The sequence below is a fragment of the Saccharopolyspora shandongensis genome, assembly GCF_900106995.1.
GTDB classification, from domain to species: Bacteria; Actinomycetota; Actinomycetes; order Mycobacteriales; family Pseudonocardiaceae; genus Saccharopolyspora; species Saccharopolyspora shandongensis.
The window spans coordinates 102077-119428 of the sequence record NZ_FNOK01000028.1 but is presented as its reverse complement, the minus strand read 5'-3'; the positions used below and the strand labels follow the sequence as shown (position 1 = coordinate 119428).

Genomic DNA, 17352 nt, shown 5'->3' with positions numbered 1-17352 from the left:
GCCGGCGGCCCGGTGCTGGGCTCGGTGTTCCTCGGGTTCATCGCCCTGATCGGGCTGAACGCCACACTGGGCCTGTTCGACTCGTTCTCCCGCGGCCAGGCCGACATGACCTACCACTTCGTGCCCGGCGCGCGACGGTTCCGGATGTCACACCTGTACGCGGCGTTCCTGTGGGGCGTTATCGCCTTCGGCATCCTGATCCTGCTGTTCGGCCCCGCGGACGGGCCCGGCGCGATCCTGGACGTCCTCGCGTTCCTGTCCACCTTCGCGATGGGCGCCTACTGCGTGGTCCTGCTCTTGGTCAACAACCGAATGCTGCCACGCCCGATCCGGCCACGATGGTGGAGCAACCTGATCATCGCCTTCGGCGCCGTGTTCTACCTCGGAATGCTCTTCTACAGCCTCATCGAATACGGAGTGGTCGTGAGCTGACGAACGGCTTCGAGGACGGGAATCAGACCAACGCGAAGACGGGCTCCAAGATGACTGCCACCCCTCGGATCGCCTTGCCCGGATTGATGATCGGGGCGGTCTCCGCGCTGTTCGCCGGCGGCCTGGCGCTGATCGGCGGCATGCCGGCGAGCTGGGCCGCGGTCACCGCGGTCGCGCTCGGGCTGCCGCTGGCCGCCTTCGGCACGGGATGCAGCGCCCTGCGGGAGCACGGCGTGCTGCGCGGCGGCACTTTCGCCCCGGTGGCGCTGTACTGGATGATCGCCTTCCCGGCCGCCCGGCTCGTCCAGGACGTGGGCACCCGCCTGATCCTGGACGAGCGGCTCGACTGGCCACCACACCCCTTGGCCTTCCTCGCGTACCAGGCGTTGATCAGCGTCGGATTCGCGATCGGATTCGTGTGGGTCCACGAACGGCTCTGACGAGTGCTGGGCGTGCCGACACAGCAAGGCGGTTTCACAGGGGAGAGTGATCATCTCCTGACTGCGGCTAACCGCAGACTCAACCTCCCCGCTACGAAGACGCCCCGCTAAGAAGACGCCCCGCTGCGCGGAAACTCGCTGGCCATCAGGCTGTCCACTGTCTACCATGGCTCGTTGTGCTCACAAATGAACAAATAATCAGGCAAGCTCTGGATCGGATCGAGGCAGGGTACATCTTTCCCGAGAAGCTCGTGGACATCGACGCCGCGATCCGCTGCCGTCTCGCGGCAGGTGAGTACGACGACTTGGACGGGCCGGCCCTCTGCGAGATGGTGACCACTCACCTTCAGGAGGTGTGCCCGGACAAGCATCTGCGGCTGCTCTGGGCGGACGAGCCGCAGTCGCTGGATCCAGAGGACGAGGACGAGGGACGGGCCGCGTTCCTCGCGCTGCTCAGAGCGGAGAACCAAGGGATTCGCCGCGTCGAGCACTTGGACGGGAACATCGGGCTCATCGACGTCCGGCGCATTGCTTCCGCCGACGAGGGCGCCGCTGCGATCGGCGCGGCTATGCAACTGGTCGCCCACAGCTCCGCGCTCATCCTGGACCTCCGCGCATGCCACGGCGGGGCACCAGAAGGAGCCGCGATGTGGTGCAGCTACTTCTTCCGCGACGACCAGGTGCACCTCAACGACATTTACGAGCGGTCCACCGGCGTTACACGGCAATTCTGGACGATCGCGCACCTGCCCGCACCGCGCTACGCGGACCGCCCGGTCTATGTGCTCACCAGCGCGATCACGTTCTCTGGGGGCGAGGACGTGGCGTACACCCTTCAGGCGCACGGCCGAGCTGTCCTCGTCGGCGAGACGACACGTGGCGGCGCGCACCCGACGGCCCGCCACGCAGTCACCCAACACATCCTCGTAACCGTGCCGACCGCCCGGACCGTCAACAGTGTCACCGGCACCAACTGGGAAGGCGTCGGAGCAGTCCCCGACGTACCCGTCCCGGCGGACCAGGCACTCGACACGGCACTCAAGGCCGCACGAACACACCTCGGCGCATAGGCGCTGTACGGTGGCGCCAATGCGGGGCTCGCCACCCACCCAACCGTCGGGTTGGGCAGCGTGTGTCGACGTCAGGCCACCCCGGAGTGTTGGCAGGTATTGGCCTGCGACTGCACGGCTTCGGCGTTCTCTCACCCGCCCGACACCTGTCAGGGTCGCAAGCGATCATGTGGCGATTGCGAGCAGGGTGGTGTGGATTGCGACAGGTGGATCGTTGGGACGAGTGCGCCCGCAACGCAGAGCTCGAAGCCGCCAATGCCGCTCTCCAGGACCGAATCCGCACGCTCAGCGCCCTGCTCGTCGAACTCACCCACGAGGCGAAGGGAGAAAGCGTTGTCACCTTGCCTCGAACAAGGACATCAACCGCACGCTGACACCGCCGCCCTGCAGTGCGACGCGAAGGAGTCAGTGGCGCGGCTGAGCTGGACCTGCGAGGGCCGCCAACTGGTTAACCACACCAGAGAGCGGCTTCCGGGTGTCAATCTCCACAGTGGCCGATGCACAGAGCATCGACTCGACCTGGACCGCTTCTGCCACGATCCGGTCACGTTCTTCGATGGATTTCCGAAGGTGTTGGTATCACGGTGAGCCACGCGTTCCAGCAGACCTCCAAGGGGGCGCCCAGCAAGACGATCTCGTCGAATCGCTTATAGAAGCCCCAGCGCGGCTACGCACTCACGACGCGGTCCCGCTCACGTCGTGGGCGGGACCGCGTCGTCCTATCTCCTGCAGCCGGTCAGGACGAGGTGGTCAGGTGCTCCACCAAGTGGTCTGCGATCGCCGTCACCGTCGGTTGGTGCCACAGGAGGTTCGACGGGATCTTGTACCCGAAGCGCTTCTCCAGGCGGCGTCGGATCACGATCGTCATCACCGAGTCCAAGCCCTGTTCGAGCAGCGACTTGCGGGCGTCCAGCAGCGCCGCCGACATCCGCATCTCGCCCGCGATCTGGGCGCCGACCACCTCCATCAGGCGTTCGCGGAGCTGGTCGGGCGGCAGGTCGAGGGAGATGTCGTCGTCGGATCCGGCCGCCGGTTCCGCGGCCGCCGCCGTGGAAAGCTCGCTGAGCAGCGGGGAGCGGTCGGTGTCCGCGTCGACCGGCATCGTGCCGAGGACCGCGAAGTGACCGGTGCCCAACCGGGACGCGAGGTCCCACGCCCCGAAGGCTTCGTCGGCGCTGATGTCGGTGATGCCCCGGGCGCGCAGTTCGCGGTCGACGACCTCGTTCGCCGCCATGCCTTGTCCGCGCCACGAGGTCCAGCCGAGGCTGGTGGTGTCGTCGCGGTGCGCCGCCAGCGCGTCGAGGAAGGCGTTGGCCGCGCCGTAGGTGGCTTGGCCGGGCAGCCCGAGCAACTGGCCGCAGGAGGAGAACAACACGAAGAAGTCCAGGCTGCCGGGCGGGAACAACTCGTGCAGCACCCAGGCCCCGGTCACCTTGGGGCGCAGCACGGTGCGCAGCGACTCTTCGTTGACGTTGCGCAGCATCCGGTTGTCCAGCACGCCGGCGGCGTGCACCACGCCCCGGATCGGCGGAAGGCCGAGCGCATCGGGCACCAGGATGCCGGCGGCCTGGTCGGCGTCGGCGATGTCGAGCGACACGACCTTGACCGTCACTCCCATGCCTTCCAGCTCCCGGATGCCGCGGACCTGCCGAGCGGTTTCGGCATCGACCGGATCATCCCAACGGGAGCGCGGAGGCAGGGACCGGCGTCCCGCGAGCACGAGGCGCCGCGCGCCGCGTTCCGCGAGCCAGCGGGCGATCTCCAGACCGAGCACGCCCAGACCGCCGCTGATCAGGTAGCTGTCATCGGCGTGGCAGGTCAACGAGCCTTGGACGGGCTCGCGTTCGGTGCGGCGAAGGCGCGCGACGAGCGGCTTGCCGTCGCGCACGGCGATGACATCTTCGCCGGGTGCTGCCCGGATCACGTCGAGCAGCACGCCGTGCGCGGGCTCATCGGCGGGCAGGTCGACCACGCCGCCCCAGAGCTCGTCGTGCTCACCGGCGATGATCCGGCCCAGACCCCACATCGGGGATTGCGCGAGCTGCGCGGCATCCTGGCCTTCGCGGACGCCGGTGGTGATGCACCACAGGCGGGGTGGTGAAGGCGGATCCAGTTCCGCGAGCCGTTGCGCCGTGCGCAGCAGCAACCAGGCCGCACGCGTCGCCGCTTCGGGCACCTCCCGGGCCGGGGGCGTCGCCACCAGGACCTGGGTCACCTCGCCGAGGTCGGCGGCGGTCAGCTGTTCCGGGTCCGCGATCCACCGGCACCGCGCCCCGGCCGCTGCCAGGTCGTCCCGCAGCGTTCCGGAACCGACGACCAGGACGTCACCGCCGGCGTCCGCGGTGGTGAGCTCCAGCGGGCGCCAGGTGACCTCGTGCACCAGTTCCTGCGGGCTGACCGCGTGTCGGTCGGTTTCGGCCAGGCCGCCGTAGCGCAGCCCGGAAATCGCGGCGACCACCGCGCCTGTGGTGTCGGCGATGAGCACTTCCGCGGCTTCGTCCGCGGCGACGGTGACCACGATCTCCACAGTGGATGGTGGTGTGCCGTTGGTCCGGATTTCACCCAGCTCCGCGACCATGCGCAGCGCGGCCGGCCCCGGATGTGCGGTCGGCGCGATGGACAGAGCGGCGTCGAGCACCGGGGCCCAGCTTTCACCCTGGCCCGTGCGCACCACCGCGCGCAGCACGCCCTCACCGCGGTGCAGCTCCTCGATGGTCCAGTCGAAGGCCATCGTCGGCACACCGACCGAAGCCAGATGGCGTCCGACGTCGCCCGGATCGGCCGGTGCCGTACCCGTGAGCTCCGGCAGCGAGCCGGGCAGCGCACCCGGCCCGGACGCGGTCGCGGTGGCGTGCGTCAGCCACTTGCCCCCGGCGGTGCGCGATGCCAGGCACAGCCCGGTGCCGTCGCGCACCACCTGGAGTTCCCGCCGGTCGCCGACGATCAGCGGCAGGCGCAGAGACACCTCGGTGAGCGCGGGCAGCGCACCGTCCGGATCCGCGTGGAAGAAGGTGTTGAGCAACACCGCGGCCGGAACGATCTCGGTCCCGTCGATGGTGTGGCTGCCGGGGTAGGGGCGGCACGAATCGTCCAGCAGGGTCCGCCACAGCGTCATCGCGGGGCGTCCGGCGACGCCCGTCGCGGATCCCAGCAGGGCGTGCGATTCGATCTCGTGCTGGAGGCCCGCACCGCTGCCGCCGACCGCGGATTCGTGCCAGTGCGGCTGCCGCTGCCAAGGAACCGCGGGCAGTGCGGCCAGCGTGCCGGCGGGATGCAGGCGTGCCCAGTCGACGGCGATCCCGTTGCAGTGCGCGGTGCCGACAGCCGTGAGCAGCGACGTGGACTCGGGCTGGTTGCGGCGCAGCGTGGAACCGACGAAGGCGTCCGCGATCCCGTGCTCGGCCAGCGTTTCGCCGATCGAATGGGCCACCACGGGGTGCGCGGAGACCTCCAGGAAGGCGCGGTACCCGTCCTCGGCCGCGGCCTGCGTGGCCGCGGCCAGGCGCACCGGGTTGCGCAGGTTGGTCGCCCAGTACTGGCCGGAGCTGTCCGGCGTCGTGCGCGGGTCCGGCAATGCCGTGCTGTACCAGGGAATCAGCGCCGGACCGGGGGAGAGGTCGGCAGCGGCTGCGGCCAGGTCGGCCAGCAGCGGATCCATCTGGGGGCTGTGGAAGGCGACGTCGGAAGCGACCCGCCGCATCGGCACGTCCTCGGCGCCCCAGGACGCCACCAGCTCTTCGATCGGTTCGGGAGCACCGGAGATGACCGTGGAGCCGGGGGACGCCGAGATGGCCGCGGCGACGTCGGTGCGGCCGGCCAGGCGCGCCGTGACCTCGTCGAACGGCAATGCGGCCATTGCCATCGCGCCGGCCCCGGCGACCCGGCGCAGCAGCCGCGAGCGGCGGCAGCTCAGCCGGGCCCCGTTCTGCGGGGTCAGCACCCCGGCGGTCACGGCGGCGGCGATCTCGCCGACGGAGTGCCCGATCACCGCGTCCGGCCGCACCCCGTAGGAGCGCCACACCGCGGCCAGGCCGAGTTGCATCGCGAAGATCATCGTCTGGATGTGGTCGACGCTTTCCAGATCACCGTCGAGCAGCACCTTCCGCGGCGAGAACCCGATCTCCTCGGCGAAGACCGGTTCCAGCTCGTCGATGGCCGCGGCGAAGGCGGGTTCGTCGGCCAGCAGTTCCCGGCCCATCCCGATCCACTGCGAACCGTGCCCGGAGAACACCCACACCAGACCGGTTCCCGGTGCGGCGGCCGATCCGGTGCTGACCGCCGGGGCGGGCTCGCCGCTGGCGACCAGTCGCAGCCCGGCTTCGAGTTCGGCGTGGTCGGCGGCCACGACCGTCGCCCGGTGCTCCAGGTGCGATCGGCGCAACGCCAGCGTGTGCCCGATCGAGTCGAGCGGGGCGGTCTCGGCGGCCACCCGGTCGGCCAATCGTTCGGCGCCTTCGCGCAGCCCGGCCTCCGAAGCCGCCGAAATCGGGTACAGCCGCTGCTCCACGTCCTGCTGCGGCGGGTTCGCCGGGGTCGGTTCCGGGGCCTGCTCCAGCAGCAGGTGGCCGATCGTGCCGCCGTAGCCGAATCCGGATACCCCGGCCCGGCGCGGGCCGTTGCGCTGCGGCCACGGGGTTCGCTCGGTCACCACCCGCAGCCCGCTGCTGGACCAGTCCACCAGCGGGTTTCCGGTGCTGTAGTTCAGGCTCGGCGGGATTTCGGCGTGTGCGAGGGACAGGCTCGCCTTGATCAGCGAAGCGATCCCCGCGCCCGCCTCCAGATGGCCGATGTTGGGTTTGACTGATCCGATGAGGCACGGCTCGGCAGCCGGCCGCCCGCTGCCGTAGACCGCGCTGAGCGCCCCGGCTTCGAGCGGGTCGCCGAGCCTGGTCCCGGTGCCGTGCGCCTCGACGTAGTCGACCGTCTCCGGCGCGATGCCGGCACGCCGGCAGGTCTCGCGCAGCAGCTCCCGTTGGGCGTCGCCGTTGGGCGCCATGATGCCGTTGGTGCGGCCGTCCTGGTTGACCGCGCTGCCGCGGATGACCGCCAGCACCCGGTCGCCGTCGCGTTGTGCGGCGGAAAGCCGTTTGAGCACCACGATTCCGCCGCCCTCGCCCCGGCCGTAGCCGTTGGCCGCGGCGTCGAAGGGCTTGCAGCGGCCGTCCGGCGCGGTCGCGCCGGCGGATTCCAGGGTGAGCGTCAACCCGGGGGAGATGATGAGGTTGATCCCGCCGACCAGGGCGATCTCGCTTTCCCCGGCGCGCAGGCTCTGGCACGCGAGGTGTGCCGCGACCAGCGACGCCGAACAAGCGGTGTCCACCGCGATGCTGGGGCCGTGCAGGTCCAGCGCGTAGGAGATCCGGTTGGCCGCGGCGCACATCGCGCTGCCGATCCCGGTCCACGCCTCGATGCCCGGCAGGTCCTCCAGCATCCGCCGCCCGTAGTCGTCCGACCCGATGCCGACGAACACGCCGGCATCGGTGCCGGCCAGAGAGCGGGGCGGGATGCCGGCGTGCTCCAGCGCCTCCCAGGTCAGTTCCAGCAGGATGCGCTGCTGCGGGTCCATCAGCTCGGCTTCCCGTGGTGTCAGGCCGAAGAACGCCGAGTCGAAGCCCTCTATGTCGGCCAGGAAACCACCGGGAACTCCGGCCCGCCGCACCGCCGAGGCGTGGTCGGGTCCGAGCTCGCGGTAGACCTGCCACCGGTCCTGCGGCATCTCTCCGATGCCGTCGCGACCTTCGGTCAGCATCGCCCAGAACTCGTCGGGCGAATCGGCACCACCGGCGAACCGGCACCCGGCACCGATCACCGCGATCGGCTCGCCGATCTGCGGCTCCTCGTCGTTGACGACCTGGCCTCTACGCACGATCGAATCTCCTTCCGGCGCCGGTCAGCTGCGCCACGGGGTGGGACCGAGGATCTCCACCACCGCGGCGGAGAGGGTGACTCCGGGGCCGACGCCGAGCATGAGCAGGTGGTCGCCCGGGGCCAGCTCTCCGATGGCGAGCAGGTGGTCGAGCGAGACGATCTGGTCGCTGGCGCCCAGGTGACCGACGGTCCGGCCGAAGTCCCAAGTGGACTTCTCCAGGTCCAGGCCGAGCGGCGCCATGCAGCGCTGCTCGACGATCTCCCGGCTGTAGTTCATGTAGGCGACCCTGGTGACGTTGCCGAGCCCGATGCCGGCTTCTTCCAGGACCAGCTCGACGATCCGCAGGGTCTGCTGATGGATCCGCACCAGCGCGGCGGTGCCGGTGCCGTCGGCGATCAACCGGCGCTTGTAGTCGGCGTTGCGCGCGGTGAAGTCCAGCGGACGTCCGACCGTCGGCCCCGGCGGGAACAGCGGTTCGTCGCCCCGGTGCATCTGCTCGGCCTCGGAGACGGCGAGCGAGCGCACGGCGCGCAGCCGGGCGAAGGACGGGTCGGTGCTCAGAAGCACGGCGCTGGCGGCATCTCCGGCGATGTAGCCCGGTCCCATCCGCCAGCGGTCCATCATCGGCGTGCCGAAGTTGTCGGCGGCGACCAGCAGCGCGGTTCCCGCGCGGCCGCCGAGGTAACCGGCGGCGAGCTCCAGCGCGCCGAACATGCCGTTGCAGCCCTGCCGGACCTCGACGGCCAGCACGTCGTCGCCGACCAGGTGGCGTTGCAGGTAGTACTGCGGTTGCCAGCCGTCCGGGCCTTGGTGCCAGGAGTCGCAGTACAGCAGGAGGTCGACGTCCTCAGGCCGTTGGCCGCTGCGCTTGCACGCCTCCTGCGCCGCCCACAGCGCCATTTCGGGTGCCGGCGTGTCGCCGGCGACGGCGGCACCGGCGAGTTCGTGCAGCTCGACTTCCTCGGCCGGGTAGCTGCCCTGCGCGACGGCTTGCTCGACGCCGACCGCCTCGGGCAGGTGCACCCCGATGCCCTTGATGAAAATGCCTGGCGTGCGCACGGCCCGCCTCCGTTCTGGTCAGTTCCCGTCGGCGATGGCTCGCAGCGTCTGGACGAGGCGGTCGAGCAGGCGCTGCGCCTCGGCCCGCCGGAACAGGCCCGGGTGGTAGCCGAGTCGCAGGTGCAGCCGCTGCCCGGGGACGGCGGCCAGCCGCAGCGGGTAGTGCGTGTCGTCCTCGACGTCGAACGCGGCCAGCCGCAGGTCGCCGAGCGTGCTGGTCCACTCGGCGCTGTCGAAGGAGTAGTTGACGAACATGATCGCCGTGTCGAACAGCTCGCCCGCGTGGCCGGATTGCCGCTGGATGTCGGAAAGCCCCAGGTAGTGGTAGGGGATCAGCGCGGCCTGCGCGGCCTGCAACCGGGCCAGCATCGCCGGCAGCGGCTCGTCGGGCCGGCGTCGCACCCGCACCGGGATCGTGTTGGTGAGCAGTCCGACCAGTTTCTCGACACCGGGCAGCTCCGGCGGGCGGCCGGACACCGAAGTGCCGAAGGTGACGTCGTCGCGCCCGGTGAGCTGGGAGAGCAGCAGTGCCCAGGCGCCCTGCAAGAGCGTGTTCGTGGTCAGGCCGTCGGCGTGGCCACGTGCCGTGAGCGCTTCGGTCAGCTCGGCGCTGAGATCGCAGCGCACCTGCTCCTGCGGTCCTTCGGGAACGGCGCTGTCGGCGATCCGGGTGGGGCCGGGGAGGCCTGCCAGCTCTGCCGCCCACGCCTGGCGGGCCGCGTCGTGGTCCTGTTCGGCCAACCAGTCCAGATAGGACGGATACGGCGTGATGTCCGGCAGGCAGGCCTCGTCGCCGTCGTTCGCGTAGAGGGCGAACAGTTCCCGCATCAGGATGGAGGTCGACCAGCCGTCCCACAGGATGTGGTGCGCGGTGAGCACCAACCGGTAGCGGTCGTCCCGGATGCGCAGCAGCAGGAACCGCAGCAGCGGCGGTGTCGCCAGGTCGAATCCGCGGGCGCGTTCCCCGGACGCCAGCCGTTCCGCTTCCGCTTCGCGCTCGCCGCTCGGCAGTTCCCACAGGTCCTGTTGGCTCCACGGCAGGTCGACGGCCGAGCAGACGACCTGCACCGGCTCGGCGAGGGCGTCGTCGTAGTGGAAGGCGACCCGCAGGTTGGGATGGCGGCGCAGCAGCGCCTGGCCCGCGGTGCGCATCCGAGCCGGGTCGAGCGGACCCTCGAAGTCGAAGCGGAGCTGGGAGGCGTAGGCGTCGTGGGAGCTCTCGGCCAGGATGTTGTGGAACAGGAACCCTTCCTGCAAGGGCGACACCGGCAGGACCTCGGTGAGGGACGGATGGGCCGCGGTGAGCACCTCGTGCTGCTCCGGGGTGAGCTCGACCCGGGACCGGCCGATCGCCGCAACCGGTTCAGGCGGCGCCGATTCCCTCGCGACCGGGGCCAGTTTCGCCACGGTCGGGAACTGGAACACCTCGCGGGCGCTGAACTCCAGGCCGGATTCGGCGGCCCGGGAGACCAGCGGGAAGACCATGATGCTGTCGCCGCCGAGGTCGAAGAAGGAGTCGTGCAGCCCGACCTCGTCCACTCCGAGCGCCTCGGCGAACAGCTCGCACAGGACGGCCTCCCGCGTGCCCGGTCGGGGGCGGTCCGATGTGGACGTCGAGAAGTCCGGTGCGGTCAACGCGCGGCGGTCCACCTTGCCGTTGGGCGTGATCGGCAACTCGTCGAGGGGAACCACCGCCGCGGGCACCATGAAGTCGGGCAGGGACCGCGCCACGAACCGGCGCAGTTCGGCCGGTGTCGCGTTCGCGCCGGGCGCCAGCTGCACGTAGGCGATCAGCCGCTTGCGGCCGGGGCGGTCCTCGCGGGCCACGGCCGTCGCGGCGGTGATCGTCGGGTGCTCCGCCAGCGCTGCTTCGACCTCGCCCAGCTCGACGCGGAAGCCGCGGATCTTGACCTGCTCGTCGGCGCGGCCGTGGTACTCCAGGTTGCCGTCCGCCCGCCAGCGCACCAGGTCGCCGGTCCGGTACATCCGCGTTCCCGGCTCGCCGAACGGGCTCGGCAGGAACCGCTCCGCCGTCAGCTCCGGGCGCCGGAGGTAGCCGCGCGCCAGCCCGGCGCCGGCCAGGTACAGCTCGCCCACCGCGTCGGGCGGCACCGGCGAGAGGCTCGAGTCCAGCACGTAGACCTGGGTGTTGCTGATCGGCTTGCCGATCGAGACGGTCTCGGTGCCGCTCAGCGGCGGGCTCGTGGTGCTCGCGACGGCCACCTCGGTGACGCCGTAGACGTTGACCATCCGGGCCTGCGGCGACCAGCGCCGGATGATCTCGGGATCCGGCGTTTCCCCGCCGGTGATCAGCACCTGCAGGTCCGGCACGGCCGTCTCCGGGATCTGCGCCAGCAGCACCGGCGGGATCGCGGCGTGGGTGATGCGCTGGTCGGCGAGCAACTTCGCCAGCGTCTGCCCGGACGTGGTCTGCCCTTCCGGGGCGAGCACGAGCGCGCCACCGCTGGTGAGCACCGGCCAGATGTCGCCGACGGCGACGTCGAAGCTGGGGGAGACGAACTGCAGACCGCGGCTGGTCGGGCCGAGCTCGAACCGATCGGCGTGGTCGACGATGAAGTTGCGCATCGCCCGGTGGGTGACCACCACGCCCTTGGGCGCTCCGGTGGAGCCCGACGTGTAGATCACGTAGGCCGGGCTGTCCGGGTCGATCGGCCGCCGGTCGTATCCGTCCACTTCGGCGGGAATGTCGGAGGTGACCAGGACCTCGGTGTGCGTCTCGGGGAGGCTTCGCGCAGCGTCCGCGACCAGGCAGGCGGGGGCGAGGTCGTCGAGCATGTACTGGATGCGTTCCGGCGGGTAGCCCGGGTCGACTGGCACGTACGCGGCACCCACCCGGAGCACGGCGAGCATCGCTGCGATGAGCTCCGGTGAACGCGGCAGCGCCAGCGCCACGAAGTCCTCCGGGCCGACACCGCGGCCGCTCAGCGCGGTGGCGAGCCGATCCGCCCACGCGTCGAGCGAGCGGTAGGTCCACGTGCGGCCGTCCTCGGCGACGAGCGCGACGGCGTCCGGGGTGCTGGTCGCCTGGCGGTCGAACAGCTCCGGGACGGTTGCCGCCGGCACGTCCCGGGCCGTCGCGTTGCGTTCCACGAGCAACCCGTGCCGCTCCTGCGGGGACAGCAGGTCGATCCGGCCGATCGGCCGGTCCGGCGCGGCCACCACCTCGGCGAGGAACGACGTCAGCCGCGCCCGGTGCGCGAGGAATCCGGGCAGGTCGTGGTACTCGGGGTTGGCCTCGAACACGAGGGTCATGCCGGAGCCGCCGGTCTGCCCGCGGATGCCGAAGGAGAAGTCCACGATCGGTCCTGAGGCCAGGTTGTGCGTGGTGGCCGGGTGCCCGCCGAAGTCCAGCGAGGGGTCGTAGGGCATGAAGTTGACCATCGGCCCCAGGAAGGCGCGCTCGCTGCCCTCCAGTCCCAGGTCCCGGCGGAGGTCCTCGGACCGGTATCGCTCGTGCTTCAGCGCGTTACGGACCTCCTCGGCCACTCGCGGGATGAGCTGCTGGAGGCTCTCGTTGCTCGACACGTCCATGCGCAGCGCAACGGAATTGGTCGCCATGCCCGGAACTCGCCGCGACGCGAGGCTGCGGCGGCCGGCGACCGGCATGCCCAGGATCACGTCACGACGATCGGTGATGCGGTGGGTGTAGGCGGCGACCGCGGCGAGCACGAAGACCTGCCAGGTCGTTCCGGTCGAGGCGGCCGCCTCGTGCAGACGTTCGATGTCGGCCGGGTCGAAGGCGTCGAACCGGCAATGCCGCACCGCCGATCCCGCGGTGTCGACGACCTCACCGCCGAGGCGGATCGGCGACGGCTGGTCGGCGAAGCGCTTCATCCAGTACTCGCGGTCCAGGTCGAAGTCCGGCGACTCCCGATACGCGCGGTCCTCGTCGAACAGCGTGGCCAGCGGGGCGAAACCGGTGTCGCTGTCGCGGCCCGCGGCCAGCGCGGTGTAGATCTCGCCGAGTCGCCTGCCGATCAGCTGCACGCCGTAGCCGTCGATGACGACGTGGTGCATCCGGTAGTAGAAGAAGTAGCGGGATTCGGCGAGTTTGAGCAGTGCGAACGTCGAGATCGGACGGCGGTCGAGTTCGACCGGGCGGGCCAGTTCCGCCTGCATCCACTGCTGCGCCTGCCGTTCCGGTTCGGCCGCGGTGGTGAGGTCGGCGAACGACAGGTCCGCACTCGGCTCGACGAGTTGGCGCAGCTCACCTTCGTCGACCACGGCGGCGACCCGGACGGCATCGGCCTCCGCGCACAGGGCGGCCCACGCCGATTCGAACAGCCCGACGTCGACCGGGCCGCGGATGTCGAGGTACTCCGCGCAGTTGAACTGCAGCCTGGTCGGGTCCAACTGGTGGGCGAACCAAACACCGCGTTGGGCCTCGGACAGCGGAAGCCATGCCTCGCGCCCCTCAAACATTGCAGACTCCATTGTGCACCAACGTCTCCCGAAATCCGCGATTGCTCCCGCCGCTGATCAGAATGGGATCAGCGGCTATAACGCGCCTATAAACCAGCGATCAGGCATATCGGTCCAATTCGGAGAAGAAGTCCGGCACGGTGTGCAGCCGCTCCGATGCGGCCAGCGCGTCGTGGACGTGCTTGCCCACCGCGAGGTCGAGCACCCCGAGGCCGAAGGGGGAGAAGACGATCGGTCGGTCCACCGGGCAGTCGATCCGGCCGTCCAGCAGCGCGGGCATGTCGCCGGCGATGAAGTCCCGATTGCCGGTTCGCTGCTCGGTCAGGTGCAACGACGTGTTGGCCTTCAGGCAGTGCTCGACGTCATCGGTGACGTTGCACGCCGACAGCACCACCTCGGGTGACAGGTCCCGCAGCGAAACGTGCAGGACCAGCGGATTGTGCTGGAACCAGGCCGGATCGGTCACGTGCGGCACGCCCGCGGTGGTGGCGAACACGACCAGGTCGGCGGACCGGATCAGTTCCTCCGGCTTCTCGTGCACGGTGATCGCGCCCGACTCGGTCCGCGCGAGGTACCCCCGGAACGATTCCGCGTACTCCGGAGACCGGTCGTGCACGCCGAGCTCGTCGAACTCGAAACCGTTGGCGCGCAGGTAGGTGTGGATGTAGCGGGCGATCAACCCGGTGCCGAAGAACCCGACCCGGCTTGCCCGCGCCCCGCGCCGCGAGCTGATCGCCACCGCCGCCAGCGCCGCCGAAGCCGCTGTCCGCGCCGCGCTGATGATGGAGCTTTCCAAACAGGCGAAGGGAAAGCCGGTGTCCGGGTCGTTGAGGACCAGCACCGCGGAGGCGCGTGGCAGCCCGGCGGGAACGTTCGCCGGGAAGCTGGAAATCCACTTGATGCCGTGCACGCCGACGTCGCCGCTCGCCGAGGCGGGCAGGGCGATGATCCGCGAGGCCGCGTCCTCCGGGAACCGCAGGAAGTACGAGTCGGGGTTCACCGTCCGCCCTGCGCCGTGCAAGCGGTATGCCTGCTCGACCACGCGGGTCACCTGCCGCTCATCGCCGTGCAGCACCTGGCGCACCTGGCTGCCCGGAACCACGCTGAACGAAGGGGTCTTCGGGCTGTTCACGTCCACATCACCTCGGTCAACTCACGTTCTTTCCACGGCCGGTCGCACGTCGGAGTGCAAGGTGGCCTCGTACTCGGTGAGGCGCAACCGCTCCCCGGCGGTCATTTCGATGCGGGCCGACGCCATCCGCAGGATCGGCGGGCCCATCGCCGAGGTCACGATCGCGATGAGCACGATGATCGTGAACATCTCGGTGGTCAGAACCCCGAGCCGCAGGCCGACCATGGCCACTATCAGCTGGACCACCCCGCGGGCGTTCATGCCCGCACCGATCGCCAGCGCCTCCCACCGGTCGAGCCCGCTGGTCCAGGCGCCGAGGTAGGCACCGGCGAACTTGCCCGCGACAGCGATCAGCAGCAGGACCGCTGCGGTGCCCAGCACGGCCGGGTCCACCAGCGCGGTGAGGTCCATCCGAAGGCCCGCCGTCGCGAAGAACACCGGTGCCAGCACGGCCATGACGAAGGCGCGCAGCGGCGCCAGCCGGGTCAACACCTCCTTGCCCGCGGTGCGGATCAGCATTCCCGCGACCAGCGCCCCGAATACCGCCTCCAGCCCGAGAGCGTGCGTGACCGTGCTCACCAGCACCACCAGCACGACCGCCGCGCCGATGGTCGTGCTCGGTTCCGGGGTTCGGGTCGTCGCGCGCATCGCGGCGCGCACCAGGGGCCGGCCCAGCACCAGTGCGGCGAGCACGAACAGCACGAGGGCACCGATCGACCGGGCCAGTCCGCCCATCTGCAGCCCGGTGGTGGCCATCGCGGTGACCACCGAAAGCCCCAACCAGCCTACGACGTCGTCCACCGTGCCCGAGATGAGCACCAGCTGGCCCACGTTGCGGTGCAGCAGCTTCAGGTCCATCAGGGTCTTGGCGATGACCGGGATCGCGCTGACGCACATCGCGATGCCCAGGAACGTCGCGAACACCGCGCGCTGGGAACCGGGGACCAGCATCGCGTTCGGCAGCAGCAGGCCCGCACCGATGCCGAGGCCGAGCGGGATGATGAACCCGGCGAGGCTGATCCGGACCGCGGTGGCACCGCGTTTCCGGATCAGCCCGAGATCGAGCTGGAGCCCGGTGATCCCGACCAGCAGGATCACCCCCACCTGGCCGAACGCGTCGAGCAGGTGGAACTGCTCGGTCTCCTGCGGGAACAGCCACGCGAACCAGTCCGGGGCCACCGCCCCGAGCAGCGTGGGCCCGAGGACGATGCCGGTCAGCAGCTCGCCGACGATCGGCGGCAGCGACACGAGCGCGGCCAGCCTGCCGAGCAGCACGGCGACCAGCAGCAGCAGGCCTATCTGCAGCAGGAACAGCAGCAGCGAGTGACCGCCGACGGGCGTCACCGGAGCAACTGCGTGCATCGGTTCTCCTCCACACCACGTGATGGCGCGCCTCGGTCCGAGCGCGGTCAGCCGACGGATTTCAGAAAACCGCCGTCCAGGAAGATCAGCGGTGGTCGCAGCTCGTCGGCCACGGCGCAGTCGAGCACCGAGCCGATGATCAGGTCGTGGTCCCCGACCGGGTCGATCCGGTCGAGCCCGCAGCTGAAGTGAGCGACGCAACCGGCGACGACGGGCGCGCCGCCGGCCGCCGGGGTGAATTCCGGGGCGTCGCGGTCGCGGTGGCGGTCGGCGTAGCGGCGCGCGCAGTCGCCCTGCGCTTCGTTCAGCACGCTGATCCCGAAGACCCCGACCTCTTCGACGAGCTGGCGCATCCGGCCTTCGCGCTGCACCGAGATCCCGACCAACGCGGGGCGAAGGGACAGCGTCACGAACGAGTTGGCGGTCAACGCGTGCGTGCCGCTGGCGTGCGACACCGCGGCGATCGTGACACCGGTGGCGAACCGGCGGGCCGTGCGCCGAAGCGAATCCGCGAGTTCGTGCTCCTGGGTCTGAATGCTCATGGCTTCCCGCGCCTCCGAGCTAGGGGAGCACCGCCGATCGCGCTCAGTCCGACATCGCCACCAGGACCCGGCGCGGCCCGGTGAAGGGTCGCCTGCCGTGTCCCACCAGGACGTTGTCGATGAGCAGCAGATCGCCGGTGTACCAGTCGACATCCACTGCGGACTCCAGACCGCGGTCGCGGATCTGGGTGATGTGCTCGGCGGGGATCGGGCTGCCGTCGGCGAAGGTCACCGACTGCGGCAGGTCCTCCTCCGGCATGATCTGGTACAGCGCGGCGGCCGTCTCGTCCCCGAGCCCGGCGGCGTGCCACTGGTCGGCCTGGTTGAACCAGACCTCGGCGCCGGTGATCGGGTGCCGTGCGGTGGCGGGCCGGACCTGGCTGACCCGCAGCGAGTCCTGCGCGGTCCACTCCCAGCTCGCCCCGGTGCCGTCCAGGAAGGACTCGACCTCCGCGCGGCTGTCGGTTTCGAAGGTGTCCTGCCAGCTCTTGCCCAGGCCTCGGCCGCCGTGCAGGTTCTGCCGGTAGCACACGCCGCCGGCGAACGCCTCGCGGACTTCCGGATCCAGCGCGGCCAACCAGCGCACGCCGTCCACGACCGGGGTGGCGCCACCGGTTTCCGGCTGCTGGTCGCAGAAGAACGCCAGCCGGGCGGGCCATTGATGGGCGTAGGACATCTCGTTGTGCATCGAGATGGTGAATTCCGGGGGATATTCGGTCGAGGTGTAGACGTTCTTGCCGACCTTGGTCCGCGGCGAGTTGCCGTGCACGTAAGCCAACCTGTTGGGCAGGAGCAGGTCGAGCACCTCGTCGAGCTCTGCCGGCGTGACGTGGAAACCCCGGAAGACCACCGCCTTCTCGCGGGCGAGCAGCCCGGTGAGGTCGCCGATGCCGCGCAGGTGGTCGACCAGCCCGTGCGGGGTGGCCCCGGCACCGACGCTGCTCGGACTTACCTCCAGCGGCGCCCAGTTCTGCCGATCGGCCATCGGGATTCTCCTTCCGTG

General features: G+C 70.3%; 10 protein-coding genes. 3 read left to right on the top strand and 7 right to left on the bottom strand.

The features are described 5' to 3' along the window. The 3 genes from BLW84_RS26670 to BLW84_RS26660 all read left to right on the top strand — a co-directional run. Positions 1-432: Nramp family divalent metal transporter (locus BLW84_RS26670; protein WP_177226704.1), on the top strand; the 432-nt coding region annotated here is incomplete at its 5' end. Positions 433-482: 50 nt separating this feature from the next. After that, positions 483-872 carry a hypothetical protein gene (locus BLW84_RS26665; protein WP_143061111.1) on the top strand — a complete coding sequence of 130 codons (390 nt, stop codon included), beginning with the start codon at positions 483-485 and terminating at the stop codon, positions 870-872. 251 nt (positions 873-1123) lie between these two features. Beyond that, positions 1124-1942, top strand: coding sequence for a S41 family peptidase (locus tag BLW84_RS26660; RefSeq protein ID WP_245761396.1), 819 nt, complete (start codon positions 1124-1126; stop codon positions 1940-1942). Positions 1943-2678: 736 nt separating this feature from the next. Here the strand turns inward: BLW84_RS26660 and BLW84_RS26655 are convergent. The 7 genes from BLW84_RS26655 to BLW84_RS26625 all read right to left on the bottom strand — a co-directional run bounded on the left by BLW84_RS26655 (position 2679) and on the right by BLW84_RS26625 (position 17334). Next, the gene (locus BLW84_RS26655) at positions 2679-7808 is read right to left on the bottom strand and encodes a type I polyketide synthase (RefSeq protein WP_245761395.1); all 5130 of its coding nucleotides are present in this window, start codon (positions 7806-7808) and stop codon (positions 2679-2681) included. 24 nt (positions 7809-7832) lie between these two features. Next, positions 7833-8870 (bottom strand): ketoacyl-ACP synthase III family protein, encoded by a 1038-nt coding sequence (locus tag BLW84_RS26650; protein ID WP_093270416.1) that lies wholly within the window; start codon positions 8868-8870, stop codon positions 7833-7835. Positions 8871-8888: 18 nt separating this feature from the next. Further along, entirely contained in the window at positions 8889-13313 is a 4425-nt protein-coding gene (locus BLW84_RS26645) for a non-ribosomal peptide synthetase (RefSeq protein ID WP_177226703.1), read from the bottom strand. A gap of 100 nt (positions 13314-13413) precedes the next feature. Further along, positions 13414-14445: a 2,3-diaminopropionate biosynthesis protein SbnB gene (sbnB, locus tag BLW84_RS26640; RefSeq protein ID WP_093270445.1), complete on the bottom strand. Its 1032-nt coding sequence runs from the start codon at positions 14443-14445 to the stop codon at positions 13414-13416. Positions 14446-14466: 21 nt separating this feature from the next. Then, positions 14467-15807, bottom strand: a complete 1341-nt coding sequence (locus BLW84_RS26635) for a cation:proton antiporter (RefSeq protein WP_093270411.1) — start codon at positions 15805-15807, stop codon at positions 14467-14469. 47 nt (positions 15808-15854) lie between these two features. Further along, entirely contained in the window at positions 15855-16349 is a 495-nt protein-coding gene (locus tag BLW84_RS26630) for a flavin reductase family protein (protein WP_177226702.1), read from the bottom strand. Between the two features lie 43 nt (positions 16350-16392). Further along, positions 16393-17334 (bottom strand): TauD/TfdA family dioxygenase, encoded by a 942-nt coding sequence (locus BLW84_RS26625; RefSeq protein WP_093270406.1) that lies wholly within the window; start codon positions 17332-17334, stop codon positions 16393-16395. Positions 17335-17352 lie beyond the last annotated feature (18 nt).

What these genes read in the sequence shown, in the direction of transcription:
- BLW84_RS26625 (WP_093270406.1), bottom strand. Translation starts at nt 17,334, where the DNA reads ATGGCCGATCGGCAGAACTGGGCGCCGCTGGAGGTAAGTCCGAGCAGC.
- BLW84_RS26630 (WP_177226702.1), bottom strand. Translation starts at nt 16,349, where the DNA reads ATGAGCATTCAGACCCAGGAGCACGAACTCGCGGATTCGCTTCGGCGC.
- BLW84_RS26665 (WP_143061111.1), top strand. Translation starts at nt 483, where the DNA reads ATGACTGCCACCCCTCGGATCGCCTTGCCCGGATTGATGATCGGGGCG.
- BLW84_RS26645 (WP_177226703.1), bottom strand. Translation starts at nt 13,313, where the DNA reads ATGTTTGAGGGGCGCGAGGCATGGCTTCCGCTGTCCGAGGCCCAACGC.
- BLW84_RS26635 (WP_093270411.1), bottom strand. Translation starts at nt 15,807, where the DNA reads ATGCACGCAGTTGCTCCGGTGACGCCCGTCGGCGGTCACTCGCTGCTG.